The organism is uncultured Jannaschia sp., assembly GCF_947503795.1.
Lineage (GTDB): Bacteria > Pseudomonadota > Alphaproteobacteria > Rhodobacterales > Rhodobacteraceae > Jannaschia.
This window is the reverse complement of record NZ_CANNEZ010000002.1, coordinates 550,405-572,964: the sequence shown is the minus strand read 5'-3', so window position 1 is coordinate 572,964 and position 22,560 is coordinate 550,405. Positions and strand designations below refer to the sequence as shown.

At 69.0% G+C, this 22,560-nt stretch carries 22 protein-coding genes, 1 tRNA gene and 1 pseudogene; 16 read left to right on the top strand and 8 right to left on the bottom strand.

Annotated features, from left to right (window positions below; all coding sequences use genetic code 11):
• Window positions 1–344 (bottom strand): annotated as a pseudogene (locus tag Q0833_RS15410) (membrane dipeptidase); the annotation flags it as partial.
• Window positions 345–505: 161 nt separating this feature from the next.
• Here Q0833_RS15410 and Q0833_RS15405 point away from each other — a divergent pair.
• From Q0833_RS15405 to Q0833_RS15375, 7 genes are all read left to right on the top strand, one after another.
• Entirely contained in the window at window positions 506–1,219 is a 714-nt protein-coding gene (locus tag Q0833_RS15405; protein WP_298436836.1) for a hemolysin III family protein, read from the top strand.
• Window positions 1,220–1,297: 78 nt separating this feature from the next.
• Window positions 1,298–2,392, top strand: coding sequence for a hypothetical protein (locus tag Q0833_RS15400; RefSeq protein ID WP_298436833.1), 1,095 nt, complete (start codon window positions 1,298–1,300; stop codon window positions 2,390–2,392).
• 73 nt (window positions 2,393–2,465) lie between these two features.
• A complete protein-coding gene (gene polA / locus Q0833_RS15395) occupies window positions 2,466–5,255 on the top strand; it encodes a DNA polymerase I (protein ID WP_298436830.1) in 2,790 nt (929 codons plus the stop codon).
• A 35-nt stretch (window positions 5,256–5,290) separates the two neighbouring features.
• On the top strand, window positions 5,291–5,953 hold the full coding sequence (locus tag Q0833_RS15390; RefSeq protein ID WP_298436827.1) for an SGNH/GDSL hydrolase family protein: 663 nt from the start codon (window positions 5,291–5,293) through the stop codon (window positions 5,951–5,953).
• Window positions 5,954–5,966: 13 nt separating this feature from the next.
• Entirely contained in the window at window positions 5,967–6,494 is a 528-nt protein-coding gene (locus tag Q0833_RS15385; protein WP_298436824.1) for a pseudouridine synthase, read from the top strand.
• Entirely contained in the window at window positions 6,491–7,057 is a 567-nt protein-coding gene (locus Q0833_RS15380) for a YdeI family protein (RefSeq protein WP_298436819.1), read from the top strand. The genes Q0833_RS15385 and Q0833_RS15380 overlap by 4 nt, the downstream gene beginning before the upstream one ends.
• Before the next feature lie 62 nt (window positions 7,058–7,119).
• On the top strand, window positions 7,120–7,641 hold the full coding sequence (locus Q0833_RS15375; protein ID WP_298436816.1) for a peroxiredoxin family protein: 522 nt from the start codon (window positions 7,120–7,122) through the stop codon (window positions 7,639–7,641).
• A 4-nt stretch (window positions 7,642–7,645) separates the two neighbouring features.
• Here Q0833_RS15375 and Q0833_RS15370 read toward each other — a convergent pair whose 3' ends face one another.
• From Q0833_RS15370 to Q0833_RS15355, 4 genes are all read right to left on the bottom strand, one after another.
• Window positions 7,646–8,323: a YafY family protein gene (locus tag Q0833_RS15370; protein ID WP_298436813.1), complete on the bottom strand. Its 678-nt coding sequence runs from the start codon at window positions 8,321–8,323 to the stop codon at window positions 7,646–7,648.
• On the bottom strand, window positions 8,323–8,706 hold the full coding sequence (locus Q0833_RS15365; RefSeq protein WP_298436810.1) for a VOC family protein: 384 nt from the start codon (window positions 8,704–8,706) through the stop codon (window positions 8,323–8,325). The genes Q0833_RS15370 and Q0833_RS15365 overlap by 1 nt, the downstream gene beginning before the upstream one ends.
• A 57-nt stretch (window positions 8,707–8,763) precedes the next feature.
• Window positions 8,764–8,997 carry a DUF2798 domain-containing protein gene (locus Q0833_RS15360; protein WP_298436807.1) on the bottom strand — a complete coding sequence of 78 codons (234 nt, stop codon included), beginning with the start codon at window positions 8,995–8,997 and terminating at the stop codon, window positions 8,764–8,766.
• Window positions 8,998–9,075: 78 nt separating this feature from the next.
• Window positions 9,076–9,636 carry a DUF1285 domain-containing protein gene (locus Q0833_RS15355; RefSeq protein WP_298436804.1) on the bottom strand — a complete coding sequence of 187 codons (561 nt, stop codon included), beginning with the start codon at window positions 9,634–9,636 and terminating at the stop codon, window positions 9,076–9,078.
• 68 nt (window positions 9,637–9,704) lie between these two features.
• Between Q0833_RS15355 and Q0833_RS15350 the strand changes: the two genes are divergently transcribed.
• From Q0833_RS15350 to Q0833_RS15310, 9 genes are all read left to right on the top strand, one after another.
• Window positions 9,705–10,709 carry a MoxR family ATPase gene (locus Q0833_RS15350; RefSeq protein ID WP_298436801.1) on the top strand — a complete coding sequence of 335 codons (1,005 nt, stop codon included), beginning with the start codon at window positions 9,705–9,707 and terminating at the stop codon, window positions 10,707–10,709.
• Window positions 10,706–11,590 (top strand): DUF58 domain-containing protein, encoded by an 885-nt coding sequence (locus tag Q0833_RS15345; protein ID WP_298436797.1) that lies wholly within the window; start codon window positions 10,706–10,708, stop codon window positions 11,588–11,590. Before Q0833_RS15350 ends, Q0833_RS15345 begins: the two co-directional genes overlap by 4 nt.
• Entirely contained in the window at window positions 11,587–14,280 is a 2,694-nt protein-coding gene (locus tag Q0833_RS15340) for a DUF4159 domain-containing protein (RefSeq protein ID WP_298436794.1), read from the top strand. Before Q0833_RS15345 ends, Q0833_RS15340 begins: the two co-directional genes overlap by 4 nt.
• Before the next feature lie 5 nt (window positions 14,281–14,285).
• Window positions 14,286–16,346 carry a hypothetical protein gene (locus tag Q0833_RS15335; protein WP_298436791.1) on the top strand — a complete coding sequence of 687 codons (2,061 nt, stop codon included), beginning with the start codon at window positions 14,286–14,288 and terminating at the stop codon, window positions 16,344–16,346.
• Between the two features lie 129 nt (window positions 16,347–16,475).
• Window positions 16,476–17,504 (top strand): TRAP transporter substrate-binding protein, encoded by a 1,029-nt coding sequence (locus Q0833_RS15330; protein WP_298436788.1) that lies wholly within the window; start codon window positions 16,476–16,478, stop codon window positions 17,502–17,504.
• A 74-nt stretch (window positions 17,505–17,578) separates the two neighbouring features.
• Window positions 17,579–18,157, top strand: coding sequence for a TRAP transporter small permease (locus tag Q0833_RS15325; RefSeq protein WP_298436785.1), 579 nt, complete (start codon window positions 17,579–17,581; stop codon window positions 18,155–18,157).
• Window positions 18,154–19,464, top strand: coding sequence for a TRAP transporter large permease (locus tag Q0833_RS15320; RefSeq protein WP_298436782.1), 1,311 nt, complete (start codon window positions 18,154–18,156; stop codon window positions 19,462–19,464). Before Q0833_RS15325 ends, Q0833_RS15320 begins: the two co-directional genes overlap by 4 nt.
• A 60-nt stretch (window positions 19,465–19,524) precedes the next feature.
• Window positions 19,525–20,493, top strand: a complete 969-nt coding sequence (locus Q0833_RS15315) for a threonine dehydratase (RefSeq protein ID WP_298436779.1) — start codon at window positions 19,525–19,527, stop codon at window positions 20,491–20,493.
• Window positions 20,490–21,317, top strand: a complete 828-nt coding sequence (locus Q0833_RS15310; RefSeq protein WP_298436776.1) for a 3-keto-5-aminohexanoate cleavage protein — start codon at window positions 20,490–20,492, stop codon at window positions 21,315–21,317. Before Q0833_RS15315 ends, Q0833_RS15310 begins: the two co-directional genes overlap by 4 nt.
• Here the strand turns inward: Q0833_RS15310 and Q0833_RS15305 are convergent.
• From Q0833_RS15305 to Q0833_RS15295, 3 genes are all read right to left on the bottom strand, one after another.
• Window positions 21,314–21,976 (bottom strand): spermidine synthase, encoded by a 663-nt coding sequence (locus tag Q0833_RS15305; protein ID WP_298436773.1) that lies wholly within the window; start codon window positions 21,974–21,976, stop codon window positions 21,314–21,316. The genes Q0833_RS15310 and Q0833_RS15305 overlap by 4 nt on opposite strands.
• Before the next feature lie 22 nt (window positions 21,977–21,998).
• Window positions 21,999–22,074, bottom strand: a tRNA-Ala gene (locus Q0833_RS15300).
• Window positions 22,075–22,144: 70 nt separating this feature from the next.
• On the bottom strand, window positions 22,145–22,480 hold the full coding sequence (locus Q0833_RS15295; protein WP_298436770.1) for a TIGR02300 family protein: 336 nt from the start codon (window positions 22,478–22,480) through the stop codon (window positions 22,145–22,147).
• Between the last annotated feature and the right edge of the window lie 80 nt (window positions 22,481–22,560).

Below are 22,560 nucleotides of genomic sequence, written 5' to 3'. Positions count from 1 at the left end.
CTGCGGCAGACCCGCAGGTGCCCCTCGCGCTCCAGCGCGAAAAGGATCGCCATCTGGCCCAGGACGATGGGCAGGGCTTCTGTCGCGGGCATGGGGTCGGGAAGCGGGATGTCATAGGGTGGCCGATCCATCAGGGCCATCATCTCCGACAGGTCCATCCCGGTGGGTGAAGAGACGTAGCAGGCGAAGAACCCGCCGCCGAAACCACCCGCGCGCGCCTTCGGCAGATCGATGGCGCCGTCCGCGCCGGACGCCACGCCGCTGATCGCCTCGGGGCCAAGGCCCCAAAGCCGCGACAGCAGGTCGTTGTGACCATCGAAAACGTAAGGGGCGGTGTCGAGCATCTGGGTCCTCGCGCAGCGTTCCGGGGATATGCGCGGCGACTATGCCGAACGGCGCGGCGGTGGCCAGAGCCCCGTGCCGCCCACCCTGCAGGGCCGGTCATCACGTAACGGAAACGCTCTGGTGACGAGACGGTTAAGAAAATCGTGCTAAACTGATTCCCATGGCTTATCCCTTGCGCCCCTCCCTGACGGTCGGCGCCTCCGCTCCGGAGGGGGAGCGCGCCTACGACCGCGTCGAGCGGTTCACCGATGCCCTTGTCCATCTCACGGGTCTCGTGCTGGCGCTGGCGGCGGTGCCCGTGCTGATCACGCTGGCCGCCGTCTGGCGGGGCGATCTTGCGGGAATCGCGGCGGTCTCGATCTACGGCGCGACGCTGATCGCGATGCTCAGCGCGTCGCTGGCCTACAACCATGTCGCGCATGACAACTGGACGGACCGGCTGCGCCGGCTGGACATGTCCGCGATCTATCTCAAGATCGCGGGGACGGTGACGCCGTTCGCGCTTCTGTCGGGGACGGGATCGACCTTCCTTGCGATGATGTGGACGGCGGCGGTGGTCGCAACGGTCTCGGTCTTCCTGCGCCGCCGCCGGTCGAGCGCGGTGAGCGTGGCGATCGGGCTTGCGATGGGGTGGGGCGTGCTCTTCGCCGGCGGCGAGGTGATCGCCGCGACCTCATGGCCCGTCTTCGCGCTGATGGTGGCGGGCGGCGTGCTCTATTCGCTGGGAACGCCGTTCCTCCTGATGGAGCGGATGCGGTTCCACAACACGATCTGGCACGGCTTCGTCGTCGTAGCTTCGGTCGTCTATTTCGTCGCGATCATGTGGCACCTCGCCGCGACGTCGATGATCCCCGGACCGTCCGCCGCGCTCTAGCCCGCGCCACCGCTCCCCCGACGCGACCGGAAGGCCCGTTCGTGCTAGTCTGTGCATGTCACGGCCGGAGGATGCGACATGGGCACGATGCGGATGGCAGTCTGGAACATGGAGTGGCTCAACCGCCTCTTCACCGGGGGTGACGACAGCCGGTTCAAGCCCGACGACGAGAAACCCGACCGCCGCGCGCGCGATACCGTCGGCGAGCGGAAGGCCAAGCTCGCGCAGGGGCTTGCGGCGCTGGACGCCGATCTCGTGGTCGTGGTCGAGGGGCCCAATGCCACGGACGAGTTGCAGCTACTCTTCGACGAGCTGGCGCCCGGCACATGGACCTGCTTCGCCCAGCGTTCGCTGTCGCCCAACGGGCCTGACCGCGCCGATGTCTTCTCATCCGCGCAATGCGTCGGCCTCGCGGTTCGCACCGATCGCGGCGTCTTCGCCGACCCGCCGATGCGGGTTTTCGACGCGATGGACCCGGCCTCGGGCGCTGTCCATGCGGCGTCCGAGCCATTCTTTCACGATACCGGCGCCGACAAGGTGCCCGAATGGTATCGCTTCGAGCGCCGCCCTGCCTATGCCGAATTGACCTTCGCGGACGGGGCCACCTGCCGTGTGATGGGGCTTCACCTGAAATCGAAGGGCATCTTCTCGGCCTATGAATGGTCGCGCTGGTGGGCGATGGCGGATGCCAATCGCGAGCGGCTGCTGGCCCAGTGCCGCCGCCTGCGCGAAGCGTTCCTCGATCCCTACCTGCGAGAGGCGGAGACGGCCGGGATCCCGCTGATCGTCTGCGGCGACATCAATGACGGGCCGGGCTTCGACACTTCCGAGATGCGCCTGAAGGCATCGGGAATCGAGACGCTGATGGGGACGGTCTGGAAGCCGGACCTTGCCCTCGGAAACGCGATCTTCGACCGGCTCGATGCCGACGACCGCGACCGGCTGAACTTCGAGGAGCTCTCGACCACCAGCTTCGCGGACCCGATCTTCGACGGGACGTATCACCGCGTCTGGATCGATCACATTCTCTATACGCGCAACGCCCCGCCCGGCTGGGTGTCCGAGGGCGAGATCGTGCGCAATTTCGGAGGCGACCCGGTGCTGCGCTACTGGGAGGTCTCGGATCATGCGCCGGTCGTGGCGACAGTGACGGTGGCGCCGCCGGTGGCATGATGGGGCGCCGACCCTGTGGTGCGCCCCCGAGGATCGTGGCATCAGGGCGGTGACCATCGGAAGGGGCGCGCGCATGGCATTCGGCAAGGGACATCACCTGCACCTGATCGACGGCTCGGCTTTCATCTTCCGGGCGTTCCACGCGCTGCCGCCGCTGACCCGCAAGTCCGACGGCCTGCCCATCGGGGCGGTCGCGGGCTTCTGCAACATGCTCGACCGCTACGTGCAGGACAATTCCGGCCCGGATGCGGCGACCCATGTCGCGGTGATCTTCGACAAGGGGTCGATCACCTTCCGCAACGACATGTACGACCAGTATAAGGCCAACCGCTCCGAGATGCCCGAGGACCTGCGGCCGCAGATCCCGCTCACGCGTGAGGCGACGGCTGCCTTCAACATCGCCTGCGAAGAGATGGAGGGCTGGGAGGCCGACGACATCATCGCGACCTGTTCGTGCTTGGCGCGGGACGCGGGCGGGCGGGTCACCATCGTCAGCTCGGACAAGGACCTGATGCAGCTCGTGGGCGACGGGGTCGAGATGCTCGACCCGATGAAGAACGTCCGCATCGATGTCGACGGCGTGCGCCAGAAGTTCGGCGTCGATCCTGATCGCGTGGTCGATGTGCAGGCGCTGGCCGGAGATTCGGTCGACAACGTGCCGGGCGCGCCGGGGATCGGCATCAAGACGGCGTCGCAGCTGATCGAGGAATACGGATCGCTCGAGGAGCTTCTGGACAGCGCCGAGGAGATCAAGCAGCCCAAGCGGCGCGAGACGCTGATCGCGCATCGCGCGCAGATCGAGCTGTCGAAGCGGCTGGTGCAGCTCGATTGCGAGACGCCGATCACCTTCGGGCTGGACGATCTGGAAATCCGCGACGCCGACCCGGACATGCTGCTGGATTTCCTCAACCGGATGGAGTTCCGCACCCTGACCCGCAAGATCGCCGACCGCTTCGACCGCGAGCCCCCGGCCGTGGTCGAGGTCGCCCCCGCGGATGTGCCCGACCTGCCCGATGATCCGCCCATCGACCCCGACGCCTACGAGGTCGTGCGCGACGAGGCCGCGCTACAGGTCTGGCTCGACCGGATCACGGAGGCCGGGACCGTCGCCGTGGACACCGAGACGACTTCGCTCGACGAGATGCGGGCCGAGCTTGTGGGCGTATCGCTGGCGACGGCGCCGGGCGTGGCCTGCTATGTCCCGCTGGCCCACCGCACGGGCGGCGGCGACCTGTTCGATGCCGACGCGATGGCCGAGGGCCAGATGAACATGGCCCGCGCGCTCGAGATGCTGAAGCCGATGCTGGAGGATCCCGCGATCCTCAAGGTCGGCCAGAACATGAAGTACGACTTCAAGATCTTCGCGCGCGAGGGCATCACGGTCGGCCCTCTGGACGACACGATGCTCCTGTCCTACGCGCAACATGCGGGCTTGCATGGGCACGGCATGGACACACTGTCCGACCGCTATCTCAACCACCAGCCGATCCCCATCAAGGAGCTGATCGGCACCGGCAAGTCCGCGGTCACCTTCGACCGGGTCGAGATCGACCGCGCCGCGCCCTATGCCGCCGAGGACGCGGATGTCACGCTGCGCCTGCACCGCCTCCTGAAACCCCGGCTACACGCCGCGCGGGTGACGCAGGTCTACGAGACGCTGGAACGGCCGCTGGTGCCCGTGCTGGCGCGGATGGAGATGGCGGGGATCAAGGTCGACCGCGACGTGCTGAGCCGTATGTCGGGCGCCTTCGCCCAGAAGATGGCTGGGCTGGAGGAGGACATCCACGCCAAGGCCGGGCGCCCCTTCAACGTCGGCAGCCCCAAGCAACTGGGCGAGATCCTGTTCGACGAATTGGGCCTGCCGGGCGGCAAGAAGGGGAAGACGGGGGCCTATTCGACCGGCGCCGATATTCTGGAAGATCTCGCGACGGAGCACGAGTTGCCGCGGCTGATCCTCGACTGGCGCCAGATGTCGAAGCTGAAATCGACTTATACCGATGCGCTTCAGGACCACATCAACCCCGAGACGGGCCGCGTCCACACGTCCTACTCGATCGCGGGGGCGAATACCGGGCGCCTCGCCTCGACCGACCCGAACCTCCAGAACATCCCCGTCCGCACCGAGGAGGGCCGCCGCATCCGCGAGGCGTTCGTGGCGCCCGAGGGTCGAGTGATCGTGTCGCTGGACTACAGCCAGATCGAGCTGCGTATCCTCGCTCATATCGCCGGGATCGACGCGCTGAAGGACGCGTTTCGCGAGGGTCAGGACATCCACGCCATCACCGCCAGCCAGATGTTCGGCGTGCCGCTGGAGGACATGACCCCGGATGTGCGCAGGCAGGCCAAGGCAATCAACTTCGGCGTCATCTACGGCATCAGTGGCTTCGGGCTCGCACGCAACCTGCGCATCCCTCGCGAGGAGGCGCAGGCCTTCATCGACACCTATTTCGAACGATTCCCCGGCATCCGCGATTACATGGACGACACCGTGAAATTCGCAAAGGAGCACATCCGCGTCGAGACACTGTTCGGCCGACGCATCCATACCCCCGAGATCAACGCCAAGGGGCCGGGCGCGGGCTTCGCCAAGCGCGCGGCGATCAACGCGCCGATCCAGGGCACGGCGGCGGACGTGATCCGGCGGGCGATGGTACGGATGGACGCGGCGATCGCCGATCTCGACGCGACGATGCTGCTACAGGTCCATGACGAACTTCTGTTTGAAGTGGCCGAAGACGACGTCGACGCCCTGATCGACCGCGCCCGCGAGGTGATGGAGGGCGCGAACATGCCGGTGGTGGACCTGTCGGTTCCGCTGACCGTCGATGCGGGGCAGGGGCCGAACTGGGCCGAAGCGCATTGAGGACAGGCCGTTGCCGGATCGGTTAGGCTGGTCCCATGTGGCGACTTCTTCTCCTGCTTTTGCTGGCCGGTCCGGCCCTGGCCGACGGTCCGCGCATCCTCGTGATGGGCGACAGCTTCCTTGCAGCGCATCGCAACACGGGCCGCTCCGTGGGCGACATTCTGGGCGCCGAACTTGGGGCCCGGGTGACGAACCGCGCGACGGTGTCGGCGCGGATGATCTACCGGCTTCCGATCACCGGACGGATGGGGCTGAATATCCCCCGGCAGGCCCGGGGCGGGCCCTATGACTGGGTCGTGCTGAACGGCGGCGGCAACGATTTCCTGCTCGGCTGTGCCTGCGCGGCCTGCGATGCGCGGATGGCGGCGCTGATCTCGCCGGACGGCGTGCGTGGCGTGGTCCCCGACCTGGTCGCGCGGCTGCGGGATGCGGGCGCGCGGGTCGTCATCCCCGGATACCTGCGCAGCCCCGGTCGTGGCTCGCCGATCGAGCATTGCGCCGACGAGGGCGCGGAGTACGAGGCGCGGCTGGCGCGCATGGCAGCGGCGCGGCCGGGTGTCACGTTCCTGAGCAATGCCGATCTCGTACCCTCGGGCAGCCGGGCCTATCACGACTGGGACATGATCCACCCCTCGGCGCGTGGGGCACGGGCCGTGGCCGAGCGGCTTGTGCGCCATATCCGGGGCGCGGGCGGATGACGGCGGACCGCCCGTGCTGATCGCGTTCAACAAGCCGATGAACACCCTCAGTCAGTTTACCGACGAGGGGCGCTGGCCAGGCCTGTCGCGGTTCGGGCTGCCGAAGGGCGTCTATGCCGCAGGTCGGCTGGATCGCGACAGCGAGGGGCTGCTTCTGCTGACCGATGACGGTCGGGCGCAGGCGCGGATTGCGGACCCGAGGCACAAGCTGCCGAAGACCTATCTCGCGTTGGTGGAGGGTGAGCCCGATGACGCGCAGCTCGGGGCGCTGCGGGCGGGTGTCGCGCTCAAGGACGGGCCGACGCGGCCCGCGGATGTCGAGGCGGTGGCGCCGCCCGAACTCTGGCCGCGCGATCCGCCGGTGCGGCTGCGCAAGACGGTGCCGGACGCTTGGCTGCGCCTGACGATCACCGAAGGGCGCAATCGGCAGGTGCGCCGGATGTGTGCCCATGTCGGCCTGCCGGTCCTGCGGCTCGTGCGTTGGTCCATCGGGCCCCATGACGTTGCGGGCCTGGCCCCCGGTGAATGGAGGGAGCTGTGAGCGAGGCGGAGATGGTGACCGTCGCGTCCCGCGCCGAGCTGCGCGCGTGGCTGGCCGAGCATCATGGGCAGACGGGGTCGATCTGGCTCGCGACCTACAAGGCGCATCACCCCGACCACCTGCCTTGGGGTGAGGCGGTGGAGGAGTTGCTCTGCTGGGGCTGGATCGACGCGGTGGTGCGGCGGGTCGATGACGACCGCTCGGCCCATCGCGTCGCCCCGCGACGACCCGGCTCGGCCTGGTCGGCGGTGAACAAGCGGCTGGTCGCCCAGGCGCGCGCGTCGGGAGCGATGACGCCGGCGGGCGAGGCGGCGATCTCGGCGGCGCAGGCGAACGGGATGTGGACGTTTCTCGACGATGTCGAGGCGGGGACCGTGCCCGACGATCTGGACGCTGCGCTGGGCGATTCGCGTGCCGTGTGGGACGACTGGCCCCGCAGCGTGCGGCGCGGCACGCTCGAATGGATCAAGACGGCGAAGACCAATCCGACGCGCGCCAAGCGCATCGCAGATGTGGTCGCGTCGGCGAAGGACGGCCTGCGCCCGTCGCCCTTTCGCCGCTGAGGCGGAACCCCGCGCCCGGCCGCGCCGTTGATCCCGCGCCCGACCCTCCCCCGGAGATCCCCATGCCCACCACCCCGATCCCCGGCCAGCTTGCGCCGTCCCTCTCGCTGCCGTTGATCATCGGGGGGCGCTGGGATCTCTCGGCGCAGTCGCCTGACCTGATGTCGATGATCATCGTCTATCGCGGCCTCCATTGCCCGATCTGCAAGACCTTCCTGCAGGGTTTGCGCGGTCTCTACGACGAATTCCTCGAAGAGGGCGTCGAGGTGGTGAACGTCTCGATGGACACCGAGGAGCGCGCCCGCCAGGCGCATGAGGAGTGGGAGCTCGATCCGATCCCGATGGCCCATGGCATGACCCGCGAACAGGCGGAGGCTTGGGGCCTCTTCCTGTCTTCGGCGCGCACCGACGCGGAGCCGGAGCTCTTCTCAGAGCCGGGTCTCTTCCTCGTGAAGCCGGACGGGTCGCTTTGGGCCGCGGAAACGTCCTCGACTCCGTTCCTGCGCCCCGACCTCGAAGTGCTGGCCGAGCGCCTGGGATTCATCGCCGAGAAGGGCTATCCGCCCCGCGGTACGGCGAGCTGACGGTTCAGCAGAAGTGACGCCGCCGGAAGGCCTCGATGGTCTTGTCGGCCTCCATCTCGTAGCGCGGCCCCTCGGTCATCGCGGCAATGCGATCGACGCGAAACATTCGGAAATCGTCCCGAAGCTCGCACCAGGCGACCAGCGTCCACACCTGTCCCCAGAACCAGAGACCCAGCGGCCGCACCTCGCGCTGCGTCCGCGCGCCCGCCTCGTCGCGGTAGTCGAGCGATAGGCGCAGGCTCTCGGCGGTGGCGGCCTCGATCCCGTCGATCAGCCCCGTCAGCTCCGCGTCGAGATGGTCCGGGCGGAACGCGTGGATATGGACGGCGCCCGCCCGCGCCGCCGCGGGTTCGGGCAGCACGGCGGCGATCTTGTCGAGCGCTGCCTCGGCCGCCTTCGACATCCGGGTGCCGCCCCAGGCGCGGATGAGGCGGATGCCACCGACCAGTGCCACGACCTCGTCGGCCGAGAACATGATCGGCGGCAGGTCGTAGCCCGCCCGCATGACGTAGCCGACGCCCGCCTCGCCCTCGATGGGAACGCGGTTGCCGATGAGATGCGCGACGTCGCGATACACCGTCCGCTGCGATACCTCGAGCGTTGCGGCGAGTTCGGCGGAGGTCACGAGCCGACCGCCCCTGAGGATATCGATGATCCGCAAAAGGCGATCGGCCCGCCGCATCAGGCGGCCTTGGCCGCCGGCTCGAACAGGCCGATGGAGTTGCCGTCGGGGTCGAGCGCATAGGCGAAGCGGCCGAAGGGCATCTCGACGGGCGGGATCTCGAGGACGGTGCCGCCGGCGTCCCAGACCCGCGAGATCGCGTCCTCCAGCTTGTCGGGAATGACGAGATGGGTGGTGCTGCCTCCCTTGGCGGGCGTGCCGGGATAGAGATGGCCCGCGACGCCGGATTTGTCGTCGTACGGGAAAACGAGCATGTCGTTCGGGCCCTCGGTGTTGAGGGTCATCTCCCAGCCGAAGACCGGCTCGTAGAAGCGGCGGGCCGCGTCCATGTCGGTGACCGGAATCTCGGTCCAGACGATGGGAAAGGCGGGTGTGTGTGTCATGGGTCGGCTCCTGTTTCTGAGCCTAGACCATCGCACCCCCCTGCTGACAGCGTACTGTCAGCTATGTGACGGAATCGTCAGGCGCGCGACGATGCGGCGGGCCAGCGGGGCCACGATCAGAACGGCGGGAAACGCCACGATCCACGATGACAGCCACGCGCCGAGCCAGAGCCCGGCGAACCCGTCCACTAGGCCGGTCGCGCGGAACGTGGCGATGCCCGAGACGAGGAGCGACATCAGCCCGGACAGGATCAGCGAAAACAGGAGGTGGGCGTAGCGTGCGGGGATCATGGCGGGACTCCGGGTGGGGGACGCGCCTTCATCGCAAGCAGTCCGGCGGTCTGCCACCCGCGCGGACGCACAGCGGGGTCAGCGCAGCTGCGCGACCGGGGCCACCGGGAAGAAGGCCCCGTCCGAGCGGAGGCCGAACTGGTCGCCCTCCTCCTCGCCGATTTCGACCAGCCGGTAGAACGACTTCCGGTCGATCAACGCCTCGAGCCCGGCGCGCACTTCGACGTAAGGCGACGGCTCGCCGTCCTCGGCCAGATCGACGCGGATCGGGTGATCGGGGCCGGCGCGGACGACGTCGCCCACATTGGTCTCGAAGACGATTGCAGCGCCGTCATCCGAGCGCTCGAAATCGACGGCGACGAAGGGCGCGTCCTCGACCGTCAGGCCGACCTTCTCGACCGGGGTCACGAGGAAATGGCGCCCGTCCTCGAATTTCAGGATCGAGGCGAATAGCCGCACCAGGCCGGGCCGCCCGATGGGCGTACCCTCGTGGATCCAGGTGCCGTCGCGCTTGATGACGATGTCGATTTCCCCGCAATAGGGCGGGTTCCAGAGATGCACCGGGGGCGGGCCCTTCTGACGCCGCGCGGCCTGCAGCAGCGAATCCGCCGACCGCTTCACGTCTTGTTGTTGCGCCATTGCCCTTTGCCCCCCGCTCCGTCAGCCATACCTTATGCGCAATACATAATCCGGGCGAGGGCGAGGCAATGGCGGGCGAGCTTCTTCACGAGATCGAGGCGCTGGGCGAGCGGCTGGGCGAAGCGCGCGCGGCGGTGGCCACGCGGATCATCGGACAGGACCGGGTGGTGGATCTGGCGCTGGCGGCGATGCTGTCGGGCGGACACGCGCTGTTGATGGGGCTGCCAGGCCTGGGCAAGACCCGGCTGGTCGAGACGCTCTCGACGGTGATGGGCCTCGACGGCAGCCGCATCCAGTTCACGCCCGACCTGATGCCCTCGGACATCCTCGGCTCCGAAATCCTCGAGACCGCGCCCGACGGCAGCCGAGCCTTCCGCTATGTCGAGGGACCGATCTTCGCGCAGCTTCTGATGGCGGACGAGATCAACCGCGCCTCGCCACGCACGCAATCGGCGCTGCTCCAGGCCATGCAGGAGCGCGAGGTCACCGTCGCGGGCGAGACGCGGCAGCTTCCGGCGCCGTTCCACGTCCTCGCGACCCAGAACCCGATCGAGCAGGAGGGGACCTATCCGCTCCCCGAGGCGCAGCTCGATCGCTTCCTCGTCAAGATCGACGTCGCCTATCCCGACCGCGAGACCGAGCGGGCCATCGTGCTGGCCACGACCGGCGCCGCCGAGGCCGAAGCGAGCCGGGTCTTCGATGGCGCGAGCCTGATCGCCGCGCAGGATGTCGTGCGGCGGATGCCTGTCGGCGACAGCGTCGTGGACATGATCCTCGACCTCGTGCGGGCCTGCCGCCCCGACGCCGAGGACGCGCCCGAGTCGGTGCGCCGCCATGTCAGCTGGGGTCCCGGCCCGCGCGCGGCACAGGCCCTGATGCTGCTGGCCCGGGCGCAGGCGCTGCTGGACGGGCGGCTGGCACCGGATGCGAGCGACGTCGTCCGCCTGGCGCAGCCGGTCCTGTCGCACCGCATGGCGCTGAGCTTCGCGGCCCGCGCCGAGAACGTATCGCTGGCCCAGATCATCGACGAGGTGGCCGATCGCGTCACGTCAGTCGCGTCGCGGGCGGCTTGAGCGACACCCTTCATACGCCCGGCACCCTCCGTGCCCGCTCCGAAGCGGTGGCCGGCGGGCTGCCGGCGCTCCTGATGTCGGCGGAACGCTTGGCCTCGACGGTCCTCATGGGCGAGCATGGGCGCAAGCGGGCCGGGCCGGGCGATGCCTTCTGGCAGTTCCGCCCCGCACAGCCCGGCGACCCGCGCCGGCGGATCGACTGGCGGCAATCGGCGCGCGGCGACGCGCCCTTCATCCGCGAGACCGAATGGCAGGCGGCGCAGACGCTGATGCTCTGGGTCGACGACGCGGCCTCGATGCGTTTCGCGGCGGGGGATCGCCCGTCAAAGCTGCGCCGCGCGCAGACGCTGGCGCTGGCGCTGGCGGTGCTGGCGATCCGCGCGGGCGAGCGGGCGGGCCTCGCCGCCCGACCCGAGCCGCCGCGCGGTGGCAAGACGCAGCTTTTGCGGATCGCCGACGCGCTGATGGAAGGCGGCGAGGCACCCGAATACGGCGCGCCCCGGCCGCAGGTCATGCCGATGGGCGCGCGGGCCGTCTTCTTGTCGGATTTCCTCGGCGATCCCGAGCCGCTCACCCGTGCGCTGACCGCGGCGGCCGACCGCGGCGTGAAGGGATCGCTCGTCCAGATCCTCGATCCCGAGGAAGAGGCGTTTCCCTATGACGGGCGCACCGTCTTCGAGAGCATGTCGGGTGCCATCCGCTTCGAGACGCTGAAGGCCGGGCAGTTGCGCGAGGATTACCTCGCCCGGCTGGCCGCGCGCCGGGCCGAGCTCAGCGACCTCTGCGCGCGCACCGGGTGGCGGTTCCAGATCCACCGGACCGACGCCGCACCCGGCCCCGCGCTCCTGACGCTCCATGCCGCACACGGGCGCGCGGCATGAGCGCGCTCGCCTTCACCGCGCCGCTTCTGCTGCTGGCGCTGATCGCGCTGCCGATCCTGTGGTGGCTCTTGCGCGCCGTGCCGCCCGCACCGATCCGTCGCCGCTTTCCGGGCATCGTCCTGCTGCTGGGGCTGCGCGACGACGAGAGCCAGACCGCGACCACACCCTGGTGGCTCCTCCTCCTCCGGATGTTGGCGCTGGCAGCGGTGATCCTGGGCTTCGCGGGACCGGTGCTGAACCCGCGAGCGGCAGGGACGGGGACCGGGCCGGTGGTGGTGTTGATGGATGCGAGCTGGGCCAGCGCACGCGACTGGCCCGCCCGAATGGCCAAGCTCGAGACGCTGCTCCGCGATGCCGCGCGCGCCGGCCGTGTCGCGGCCGTTCTGCCTCTGACCGATCCGCTGCCCGACGCGCTTCCGATGCAGGCTGCGTCCGCCTGGATCGAGCGTTTGCCCCAGATCCAGCCCCGGCCTTGGGCGCCGGACTACGCGGGTCTCGGTGACCTCGATCTCGGGGGCGCAGAGGTCATCTGGTTCTCGGACGGTCTGGAGCGTCCGGGGCGCGACGCCGTCGCAGCTCGGGTGATCGAGGGCGGGCGGCCTGTGTTTGGCCTCACGCCCGCGCGCTATGCCGACGGCACGATCGAGCTGACCGCGCTTCGGGCGCGGGCGAGCGGGGCGCGCAGCCTCGACATCCGCGCGATCGGACCCGGTCCCTCGGGCGCGCTGGTCGAACTGGCGGTCGCACCGCTGGCCTTCGAGGCGGCCGAGACGCGCGCCGTGCTCGAGCTTAATCTGCCGCCGGAGTTGCGCAATCGGGTGCAACGCTTCGAGATCGCGGGCGAGCGGAGCGCGGGGGCGGTGACCCTGACGGACGACAGCCTCGCGCGGCGCGAGGTGGCGCTTCTTACGGCGGCGGGCGACGAAGCGCAGGACCTCCTGTCGCCGCTTTACTACCTGCGCAACGCGCTGGCGCCGACGGCCGACCTCATCGAGGGCGAGCTGGAGACGATCCTGCCCGCCGCGCCAGACGTCCTGATCCTCGCCGACGTGGCGCGGCTTTCGCCCGCCGAGACGGTGCAGGTCACCGAATGGGTCGAGGCGGGCGGGTTGCTCCTGCGCTTCGCCGGGCCGACGCTCGCCGCCTCGGACCTTGCGCGCGAGACCGAGGACCCGCTTCTGCCGGTGCGCCTTCGGGCCGGGGGGCGGAGCATCGGCGGCACGCTCAGTTGGGGCGAGCCAAAGACCCTGCGCCCCTTCGACGAAAGCTCGCCCTTCTTCGGCCTGACCATTCCCGAGGAGGTCGCCGTGACCAGCCAGGTCGTCGCCCAGCCCGACCCGACGCTGGCCGACCGCGCCATCGCCGCCCTGCAGGACGGCACGCCCTTGGTGACGCGCAAGCCGCTGGGACAAGGACAGGTCGTGCTGTTCCACGTGACCGCCAACGCGGAGTGGTCGAGCCTGCCGCTGTCGGGGCTCTTCGTGCAGATGCTGGAGCGGCTCGCCGTTTCGACCCGCCCTGCGCGGCCCGCGCCCGAAGATCTCGAAGGGACGACATGGGTGGCGCGGGTGGTCCTTGATGGCTTCGGTACGGCGCGCGACGCAGGCGCAATGGCCGGCATCGGTGGCGAGGCGCTGGTCGAGCCGGTGCCCTCCGCCGAGCTGCCGCCGGGGCTTTACGAAGGGCCGGGACAGAGCCTCGCGGTGAACGTGCTGGGCCCCGACGCCACGCTCGCTCCGGCGAATTACCCGGCCGGAACGGTGGTCGAAGGGCTGGATCGCGCGCCCGAGACGGATCTGATGCCATGGCTCCTGGCGCTGGCCCTCGGGCTTCTGACCCTCGACGCATTGGCGTCGCTCTGGCTCGGCGGGCGCCTGCGCCGTGGCGCGACGACGGCCGCCGTCGTCCTGCTGGCCGCGATGATCGTGCCCGAGGCCCGAGCGCAGGACGCGCAGATCCCGGACGAGGTGGCGCTGGCCCATGTCGTCACCGGCGACCGCGCCGTCGATGAGGTGGCATTGGCGGGGCTCACGGGTCTGTCGGCGGTGCTGACGGCGCGCACCTCGGTCGAGCCGTCCCTGCCCCGCGGCGTCGATCTGGAGGCGGATGAGCTGGCCTTCTACCCGCTCCTCTACTGGCCAGTCGTGGTGGACCAGCCGCGCCCGTCGGACGCGGCCTACGCCAAGCTGAACCGGTATCTGCGCGGCGGCGGCATGATCCTCTTCGACACGCGCGACGCGGATATCGGGGGCTTCGGCTCGTCCTCGCCCGCCAGCCAGCGGTTGCGTGATTTGGCCGCCCCGCTGGACATCCCGCCGCTCGAGCCGCTGCCGCTCGATCACGTCATGACGCGGAGCTTCTACCTGCTGCAGGATGTGCCGGGGCGCTACAACTCGCCGGACCTCTGGGTCGAGGCCTCGCCCCCGACCGAGGCCGTGCCGGGAATGCCGTTCCGGGACCTCAATGACGGGGTGACGCCCGTGGTGATCGGTGGAAACGACTGGGCGGCCGCCTGGGCGGTGGACAGCCGGGGCAACGCGCTCCTGCCCGTGGGGCGGGGCTTCGCGGGCGAACAGCAGCGCGAGATCGCGTATCGGTTCGGCGTGAACCTCGTGATGCATGTGCTCTCGGGGAACTACAAATCCGACCAGGTACATGTGCCCGCATTGCTCGACCGGCTGGGGAACTAACGGCCATGGCGCGCGATATCCTCTTCGATCCGATGCTGCCGCTCTGGGCGATTGCGCTGTTGGCGGGTGTGGCGCTCGCCGTCTGCCTTCTGGCCGCGTGGCGCCGCCTGCCGGGCTGGTGGCTTCGGGCGCTGGGCGTCGGCGTCCTAGCCGTGGCGCTTCTGGACCCGAGCCTCCAGACCGAGGAGCGCGAGCCGCTGTCGGACATCTTGCTGGTCGTCGTCGATGACAGCGCCAGCCAGCGGCTGTCGGACCGCGCCGAGCAGTCCGAGGCCGCGCTGGCGGATCTGCTGCAGGAGGCCGAGGCGGACGGGCTCGACACCCGTGTGGCCCGCGTGGGCGACGGCGAGGGCGACGCCGGTACCGAAGCCATGACCGCGCTGTCGGAGATGCTGGCCGAGGTGCCGCGCGACCGGGTCGCGGGTGCCATCGTGATCTCGGACGGGCAGGTCCACGACGCCGATCTTGCCCCGACTCTTCCGGCGCCGCTGCACCTTCTCCGGACGGGTCGCACAGGCGATTGGGACCGTCGGTTGATCGTGTCGAACGCGCCGGCCTTCGCGATCCTCGACGAGGAGTTCACGATCACCCTTCGCATCGAGGATCAGGGCGACGTGCCTGCCGAAATCGGCACCGATGCCGATATCGAGCTGGCGATCGACGGGGGCCAACCGGAGGCGTACCGCATTCCCGTGGGCGAGGACCTGCAACTGCCCGTCCGGCTTCCGCATGGGGGCCGCAACGTGATCGAGTTCCGCGTCCCAGAGGCCGAGGGGGAGCTGACGACGCGCAACAATGCCGCCGTCGTCCAGATCAACGGCGTGCGCGACCGGCTGCGCGTGCTTCTGGTCTCGGGCGAGCCGCATCCCGGCCAGCGCACCTGGCGCAACCTTCTGAAGGCCGACAGCGCGGTCGATCTGGTGCATTTCACGATCCTGCGGCCGCCGGGCAAGCAAGATGGCGTGCCCGTGACAGAGCTGAGCCTGATTGCCTTTCCGACACGTGAGCTCTTCTTCGACAAGATCGACGAGTTCGACCTGATTATCTTCGACCGCTACCAGCGACGCGGCATCCTGCCGGCGATCTATCTCGACAACGTACGCCAGTATGTCGAAGACGGCGGCGCTCTGCTCGTCGCGGCGGGGCCGGATTTCGCCTCCGCCGACAGCATCTACCGCTCGCCGCTGGCGCCGATCCTGCCCGCGGCCCCGACGGCCATCGTGCTCGATCAGCCCTTCACACCTGCCATCAGCGAGACCGGTGCCAAGCATCCGGTGACCGGCGATCTGCCGACGGGATTCGGCACCGACGGCGCGGATTGGGGCCGCTGGTTCCGCCAGATCCAGGTGCAGGTGAATGCAGAGGCGCAGATCGTCATGCAGGGCGTCGACGAGGAGCCGCTTCTGGTGCTCGACCGCGTCAAGGCCGGGCGCGTGGCGCTTCTGGGGTCGGATCAGGTCTGGCTCTGGGATCGCGGCTACGAGGGGGGCGGGCCGCAGGCCGAGCTGCTGCGTCGCCTCGCCCACTGGCTGATGCAGGAGCCGGAGTTGGAGGAGGAAACGCTGTCGGCGACCGCGCTGGGCCAGGAGATAACGGTCACTCGACGCACGCTGGGCGATGCGCCTGGTGCGGTGACGGTGACCGCGCCCGACGGGACCGAGACCGCGCTGACCCTCGAGGAGCAGGGGCCGGGCCGGTTCGTGGGCACGGTCGATGCAACGGCGCAGGGGCTTTGGCGACTGGCCGAAGGGGACCGCGAGACCGTGATCGGCATCGGTCCGGCAGCCCCGCGCGAATTCGTCGAGACCATCGCGACGGATGCCCTGCTGGCCGACGCGACCGCGGCGACGAATGGCGGAACGGCCATCGTCGAGGCGGGCGCCCCGGACCTGCGCCCCGTTCGCGAAGGGCGCACCGCGGTTGGCCGCGGCTGGCTCGGCTGGACCCCGCGGGAGGCCTATCTGACTGCGGATGTGCGCATCTTGTCGCTCGTGCCTGCGTGGCTGTTCCTTCTGCTGGCCACCGGCCTGTCGATCTGGGCGTGGCTGCGCGAAGGGAAACGCTGACCGGCGAAACTCGTTGCACCTGTAACGTTTCCCGCTTGGCATCCGCCCCCGCCTTGTGGTCTGCTCGCCCGCGGACGCCGCGCCCGACAGAGGCGCGACCCGCATTCGTTCATCAGGGAGGATGACACCATGCTGACCCGCCGTACGATTACCGGCCTTCTGGGCGCCACCGCGCTGGCACTGACCGCGCTGCCGGCTGCCGCCCAAGAGGTGACGCTGAAGCTGCACCAGTTCCTGCCCGCGCAGGCCAATGTCCCAAAACTGATCCTCGACGTCTGGGCCGACAACGTCGAGGAGGCCTCGGGCGGCCGGATCGAGGTCGAGCGCTATCCGTCGATGCAGCTTGGCGGCTCACCGCCGCAGCTTCTGGATCAGGCGATCGATGGCGTGGCCGATGTGGTCTGGACCGTCGTGGGCTACACGCCGGGGCGCTTCCCGCGCACCGAGGTGTTCGAGCTGCCGTTCATGGTCAACAACGCGCGCGCCGGCTCGGCCGCCTACTGGCAGATGTACGAGACGCACATGCAGGAGGATTTCGCCGACGTGCACATCCTGGGCACGTGGATCCACGGCCCCGGCATGATCCATTCGGCCGATCCCATCGTCACGCCGGACGACATGCAGGGCGTCAAGATCCGCGGCGCCACGCGGCAGGTGAACACCCTGATCGAGACGCTGGGGGCCACGCCGGTCGGCATGCCCGTGCCCGCCATCCCCGAGGCGCTGTCGAAGGGCGTCATCGACGGCACGACGATCCCGTGGGAGGTGACGCCCGCGCTGAAGATCCCCGAGCTGGTGCAGAACCATACCGAGTTCGAAGGCAACCACCTCTATAACGTGACCTTCGTGCTTGCCATGAACAAGGCGCGCTACGAAGGCCTGCCCGACGATCTCAAGCAGGTGATCGACGACAATTCCGGGCTGGAGTTCTCGGTCTTCGCCGGTGGCACGCAGTCGGATGCCGATATCCCGTCACGCCAGATCGCGGTCGATGCGGGCAACAACATCGTCACCGTCTCCGAAGCCGATGCCGCCGCCTGGCGCGAGGCCGCGCAGCCTGTCTACGACGCCTGGCTCGCGGAGATGGAGGAGAAGGGCATCGACGGTCAGGCCCTGATCGACGAGGCGCGCCAACTGATGGACGAATACGAGGGCTGACGCTAGCGTCGCGCGTGACAGACGGGGGCCGTGTCCGACCAGGCGCGGCCCCCGCCGATTGACGGGGGTCGGACATGCTGCGGAAGATCATCGAGGCGCTGGCCCGGATCATGGCGATCCTCGGCGGGCTGGTCCTGTCGGGCCTGATCATCATGACCTGCCTGTCGATCTTCGGACGGTTCCTCAACGGCGTGCTGAACGCCGATATGTTCGAGGGTGTGACCGCGGCCGAGTGGCTGCTGTCGCTGGGAATCGGGCCGATCAACGGCGATTTCGAACTGATCGAGGCGGGCATGGCCTTCGTCATCTTCGCCTTCCTTCCCATCACACAGATCACCGGGGGCCACGCGTCGGTCGACATCTTCACCAACGCGCTGGGACGGGGGACGAACCGCGCCCTCTCGGCGCTCTGGGCGCTGGTCTTCGCGGCCGTTCTGGTGCTGATCGCGGTGCAGCTCTGGCTCGGGACCGAGGCCAAGATGCGCTACGGTGAAACCACCTTCCTCATCCAGTTCCCGATCTGGTGGGCCTATGCGGCGGCGCTGTCGGGCGCGGTCATCGCGGCACTTGCGCAGGCGTATGTCGCCGCCGTTCGGGTGGCCGAACTGGTCACCGGCGCGGACATCCTGCGGCCCGAGGGAGCGGAGCATTGACCGATCTCGAAATCGGGCTGGCGAGCTTCCCGGCCCTTCTGATCCTCATCTTCCTGCGGGTGCCCATCGGGTTGGCGATGTTCCTCGTCGGCCTTGTCGGGCTCTATTTCGTGACGGGCGGCAACGTGGTGGCGCTGTCGCGGTTGAAGAACGAGACCTATTCGACCTTCTCCTCCTACTCGCTTTCGATCGTGCCGATGTTCCTTCTGATGGGGCATTTCGCAACGCTGGGTGGCATGTCCCAGGCTCTCTTTCGTGCGGCGGAGGGGTTCCTTGGGCACAGGCGTGGCGGGGTCGCAATGGCGGCGATCGGGGCCTGTGCGGGCTTCGGCGCGATCTGCGGATCGAGCCTGGCGACGGCGGCCACGATGGGGCGCGTCGCCCTGCCCGAGTTGAAGCGCTACGGCTATGATGGCGGCTTCTCCACCGCGACCCTGGCCGCGGGCGGCACGTTGGGCATCCTGATCCCGCCCTCGGTCGTGCTCGTGATCTACGCGATCCTGACCGAGCAAAACATCGCGAAGCTCTTCCTCGCGGCCTTCATCCCCGGCCTGATCGCGGCATTGGGCTATGTCATCGCGATCTCGATCTACGTGCGGCTGCATCCCGAGGCGGCGGGCACCCGCGACGCGATCCCGATGCGCCAGCGTTTCCGCCAACTCGCCGCCGTCTGGCCGGTGCTTGTGGTGTTCGTCGCAGTCGTCGGCGGCATCTATGGCGGCATCTTCACGCCCACCGAGGGTGCTGCGGTGGGCGCGCTGGGTACGGGGCTCATCGCGCTTCTCAATGGCGGGCTGACCGGTCGGACGCTGATGGAGAGCTTCACCGTCACCGCAAAATCGACCGCGATGATCTTCTTCATCGTGCTGGGCGCGGGCTTCTACAACGGCTTTCTCGCGCTGACGCAGGTGCCGCAGGAGATGTCGGAATGGGTGGTGACCCAGGGCTACGCGCCGGTGACCGTGCTGATCGTGATCCTCGTCTTCTACCTGATCTTCGGGTGCCTGATGGATTCGCTCTCGATGATCCTTCTGACGATTCCGATCTTCTTTCCGGTGATCGGGGCACTCGATTTCGGGATGTCGGCCGAGCATGTCGCGATCTGGTTCGGCATCCTCGTGCTGATCGTGGTCGAGGTCGGGTTGATCACGCCGCCGGTGGGCATGAACCTCTTCGTCATCAACGCGATGGACCGGGCGACGCCGATGCTGGCGACCTATCGCGCGGTGATCTACTTCGTCGGGTCCGACCTCGTGCGGGTCGCGATCCTCGTGGCCTTCCCGGCGATCACGTTGTTCTTGCTCTGACGCCGGGGGCAGCTTCCGGACCCCACCGGTATCATTTCGAACCATCGAAGGAGGGTCACCATGTTCACGGTCGAGGACCTAGAGGCCGCAGCCGCGCTTGTGCACCGCACGGTGCCGCCAAGCCCGCAGCTCCGTTGGCCGCTTCTGGACCGGGCGACGGGCGCGCGGGTCGTGGTCAAGCACGAGAACGCCAATCCGACCGGCGCGTTCAAGGTTCGTGGCGGCGTGACGTTGATCGACTGGCTGCGCCGCACGCATCCGGACAGTCCCGGCATCGTTACCGCGACACGCGGCAATCACGGGCAGAGCCAGGCGCGGGCGGCGATCGCCGCGGGGCTGCGCGCGGTGGTCTACGTGCCCGAAGGGAATTCACCGGATAAGAATGCCGCGATGGAAGCCTGGGGCGCGGAGCTGCGGGTCCACGGCGCCGATTTCGACGTCGCCCGCGAGGCGGCGATGGCGGCCGCCGAGACCGAGGGCCTGTTTCCCGTGCCGCCCTTCCACCGCGAACTGGTGCGCGGGGTGGCGACCTATGCCTGGGAGCTGCTGGGCGCGCATCCCGAAATCGAGACGCTCTATGTCCCGATCGGTTGCGGCTCGGGCATCTGCGGCTGTATCGCGGCGCGCGACGCGCTGGGGCACGGCGCCGAGATCGTCGGCGTGGTGTCCGAGAACGCCCAGACCGCCAAGCTATCGGTCGAGGCGGGCGAGATGATCGCCACGAACTCGGCCGCGACTTTCGCCGACGGGATGGCCGTGCGGATGCCGGTCGAAGCCGCGTTCGACATTTACCGCGAAGGTGCCGCGCGCATCCTCGCGGTGTCGGACGACGCCGTGGCCGAGGCGATCCGCCTCTACTGGAGTGCCACGCATCACGCCGCCGAGGGCGCGGGGGCTGCGCCGCTCGCCGGTCTGATGCAGGAGCGCGCCGCGATGCAGGGGCGCGACGTCGCGGTTATCCTCTGTGGCGGCAATATCGATGCGCCGAAGATGGCGCAGGTCCTGACCGGAGGCACGCCCGCACCATGACGAAATCCGCCATCATCTGTGTCGCGATCACCGGCTCCGTGCCGCAGAAGCGCGACAACCCTGCCGTTCCGATCACCGTGGCCGAGCAGGTCGAAAGCACGCGGGCCGCATTCGAGGCCGGGGCCAGCATCTGTCACGCCCATGTCCGCGAGGATGACGGCACGCCGACCTCCGACCCCGACCGCTTCGCGGCGCTGAAGGCGGGGATCGAGGCGGAGTGTCCGGGCATGATCGTCCAGCTTTCGACCGGGGGCCGGTCGGGGGCGGGGCGCGCGCGGGGCGGGATGCTGCCGCTGCGCCCCGACATGGCGAGCCTGTCGGTCGGATCGAACAATTTCCCCAGCCGCGTCTACGAGAACCCGCCCGATCTGGTCGATTGGCTTGCCGCCGAAATGCGGGCCCATGAGATCAAGCCCGAGATCGAGTGCTTCGACCTGAGCCATATCCATCAGGCGGCGAAGATGCATGCGGACGGCCGGTTGGCGGCGCCCGCCTACGTGCAGTTCGTCATGGGCGTGAAGAACGCGATGCCCGCCGACCGCGAGACGTTCGACTTCTACGTCCGCACCGTCGAGCGGCTTCTCCCCGGCAGCGAATGGTGCGCCGCGGGGATCGGGCGGCACCAGATCGAGCTCAACGACTGGGCGGCGGCGGCGGGTGGGCACTTGCGGACCGGGCTCGAGGACAACATCCGGCTGGACGGTGCGACGCTCGCGCCGTCGAACGCGGCGCTCGTGGCGCGGGCGGCGGAGGTCTGCGCGCGGCACGGACGCCCGGTGGCGACCCCGGCTGAAGCACGTGCGATGCTGGGCCTGCGCGCCTAGCGCCGCCCGATCCAGATGACGTGCTTGGGGCCGCGCCGCCCTCGGCCGGCGCGAACGGTTTCTGTCGCGGTGTCGAACCCGGCGGTTTCCATGCGGCGCGTGAAGGCGGGCGCGGGATGGGCCGACCAGACCGCGAGCACGCCGCCAGGCGCGAGGGCCGCGCGGCTCGCCCGGAGCCCGGTCTCGGAATAGAGCGCGTCATTGCCCGGTCGGGTCAACCCGTCCGGGCCATTGTCGACATCGAGCAGAATCGCGTCCCAGCCGCCCTCCGCAATCGCCTGTCGGACGTCGCGCAGATCGAGCGTCACGCGGGGATCGTCGAGGCAGCCGTCAAACAGGTCCGCCATGTCGTCGCGCGCCCAAACCGCGAGGTCTGGCACGATTTCGGCGACGGTGATGCGGGCATCGGGGCCAAGGCGGCCTTGCGCCTCGCGCAGGGTGAAACCCATACCGAGGCCGCCGATCAGGATGCGGGGTGCGGGGCTGTCGAGATGGTCGAGCGCTAGCCGGGCCAGCGCCTCCTCCGAGCCGCCGAGCCGCGAGTTCATCAACTCGTTGCCGCCCGCGATCCGGATCGAGAACTCGTCGCCGCGCTGCATCAGGCGCAGCGTGTCGCCGTCGGGCGCATCGGCACGGGCGCGTTCGATCCAGGGGCGCATCGGAACCTGTGGGATAAGGAGATGGTGGAGCCTAGCGGGGTCGAACCGCTGACCTCCTGCATGCCATGCAGGCGCTCTACCAACTGAGCTAAGGCCCCTAACCGGCCTGCGATCTAAGGCAGGCCCGGAAGCGGCGCAAGCGGAAAAACCCCGCGCGCCGCCCCCCGATCAATCGTCGTCGTCGCCGTCGTCTCCGACCGCAAGTTCGTCCAGCGAGACGGTGTCGTCATCGTCGTCATCGTCTTCCAGAACGGCGTCGTCGGTGGAATCGGCGTCCTCCTCGTCTTCGACATCGTCGTCGTCGAGCAGCAGATCCTCGTCGTCCTTGGCCTTCTTGGCGTCGACGTCATCCTTGTCGGCCACGAGGACGCGCGTCTTCGTGCCGGTTTCCACGTTGACGACTTCGCCCGTATAGGGGCTGACGACGGGGTCGCGGTTGAGGTCGTAGAAGCGCTTGCCGGTGGTCGGGCAGACCCGCTTGACGCCCCATTCTTCCTTGGGCATGTCGCATCCTTCATATCGTCCGGGAACGGTCCCGGGTGTCGGGAATTGGGGCCGGATGCCACAGCCGATCAGGTGTGGCA

What these genes read in the sequence shown, in the direction of transcription:
- Q0833_RS15390 (WP_298436827.1), top strand. Translation starts at nt 5,291, where the DNA reads ATGTGGCGACTTCTTCTCCTGCTTTTGCTGGCCGGTCCGGCCCTGGCC.
- Q0833_RS15370 (WP_298436813.1), bottom strand. Translation starts at nt 8,323, where the DNA reads ATGCGGCGGGCCGATCGCCTTTTGCGGATCATCGATATCCTCAGGGGC.
- Q0833_RS15310 (WP_298436776.1), top strand. Translation starts at nt 20,490, where the DNA reads ATGACGAAATCCGCCATCATCTGTGTCGCGATCACCGGCTCCGTGCCG.
- Q0833_RS15365 (WP_298436810.1), bottom strand. Translation starts at nt 8,706, where the DNA reads ATGACACACACACCCGCCTTTCCCATCGTCTGGACCGAGATTCCGGTC.
- Q0833_RS15315 (WP_298436779.1), top strand. Translation starts at nt 19,525, where the DNA reads ATGTTCACGGTCGAGGACCTAGAGGCCGCAGCCGCGCTTGTGCACCGC.
- Q0833_RS15335 (WP_298436791.1), top strand. Translation starts at nt 14,286, where the DNA reads ATGGCGCGCGATATCCTCTTCGATCCGATGCTGCCGCTCTGGGCGATT.
- Q0833_RS15330 (WP_298436788.1), top strand. Translation starts at nt 16,476, where the DNA reads ATGCTGACCCGCCGTACGATTACCGGCCTTCTGGGCGCCACCGCGCTG.
- polA (WP_298436830.1), top strand. Translation starts at nt 2,466, where the DNA reads ATGGCATTCGGCAAGGGACATCACCTGCACCTGATCGACGGCTCGGCT.
- Q0833_RS15305 (WP_298436773.1), bottom strand. Translation starts at nt 21,976, where the DNA reads ATGCGCCCCTGGATCGAACGCGCCCGTGCCGATGCGCCCGACGGCGAC.
- Q0833_RS15400 (WP_298436833.1), top strand. Translation starts at nt 1,298, where the DNA reads ATGGGCACGATGCGGATGGCAGTCTGGAACATGGAGTGGCTCAACCGC.
- Q0833_RS15360 (WP_298436807.1), bottom strand. Translation starts at nt 8,997, where the DNA reads ATGATCCCCGCACGCTACGCCCACCTCCTGTTTTCGCTGATCCTGTCC.
- Q0833_RS15350 (WP_298436801.1), top strand. Translation starts at nt 9,705, where the DNA reads ATGGCGGGCGAGCTTCTTCACGAGATCGAGGCGCTGGGCGAGCGGCTG.
- Q0833_RS15295 (WP_298436770.1), bottom strand. Translation starts at nt 22,480, where the DNA reads ATGCCCAAGGAAGAATGGGGCGTCAAGCGGGTCTGCCCGACCACCGGC.
- Q0833_RS15405 (WP_298436836.1), top strand. Translation starts at nt 506, where the DNA reads ATGGCTTATCCCTTGCGCCCCTCCCTGACGGTCGGCGCCTCCGCTCCG.
- Q0833_RS15325 (WP_298436785.1), top strand. Translation starts at nt 17,579, where the DNA reads ATGCTGCGGAAGATCATCGAGGCGCTGGCCCGGATCATGGCGATCCTC.
- Q0833_RS15340 (WP_298436794.1), top strand. Translation starts at nt 11,587, where the DNA reads ATGAGCGCGCTCGCCTTCACCGCGCCGCTTCTGCTGCTGGCGCTGATC.
- Q0833_RS15375 (WP_298436816.1), top strand. Translation starts at nt 7,120, where the DNA reads ATGCCCACCACCCCGATCCCCGGCCAGCTTGCGCCGTCCCTCTCGCTG.
- Q0833_RS15355 (WP_298436804.1), bottom strand. Translation starts at nt 9,636, where the DNA reads ATGGCGCAACAACAAGACGTGAAGCGGTCGGCGGATTCGCTGCTGCAG.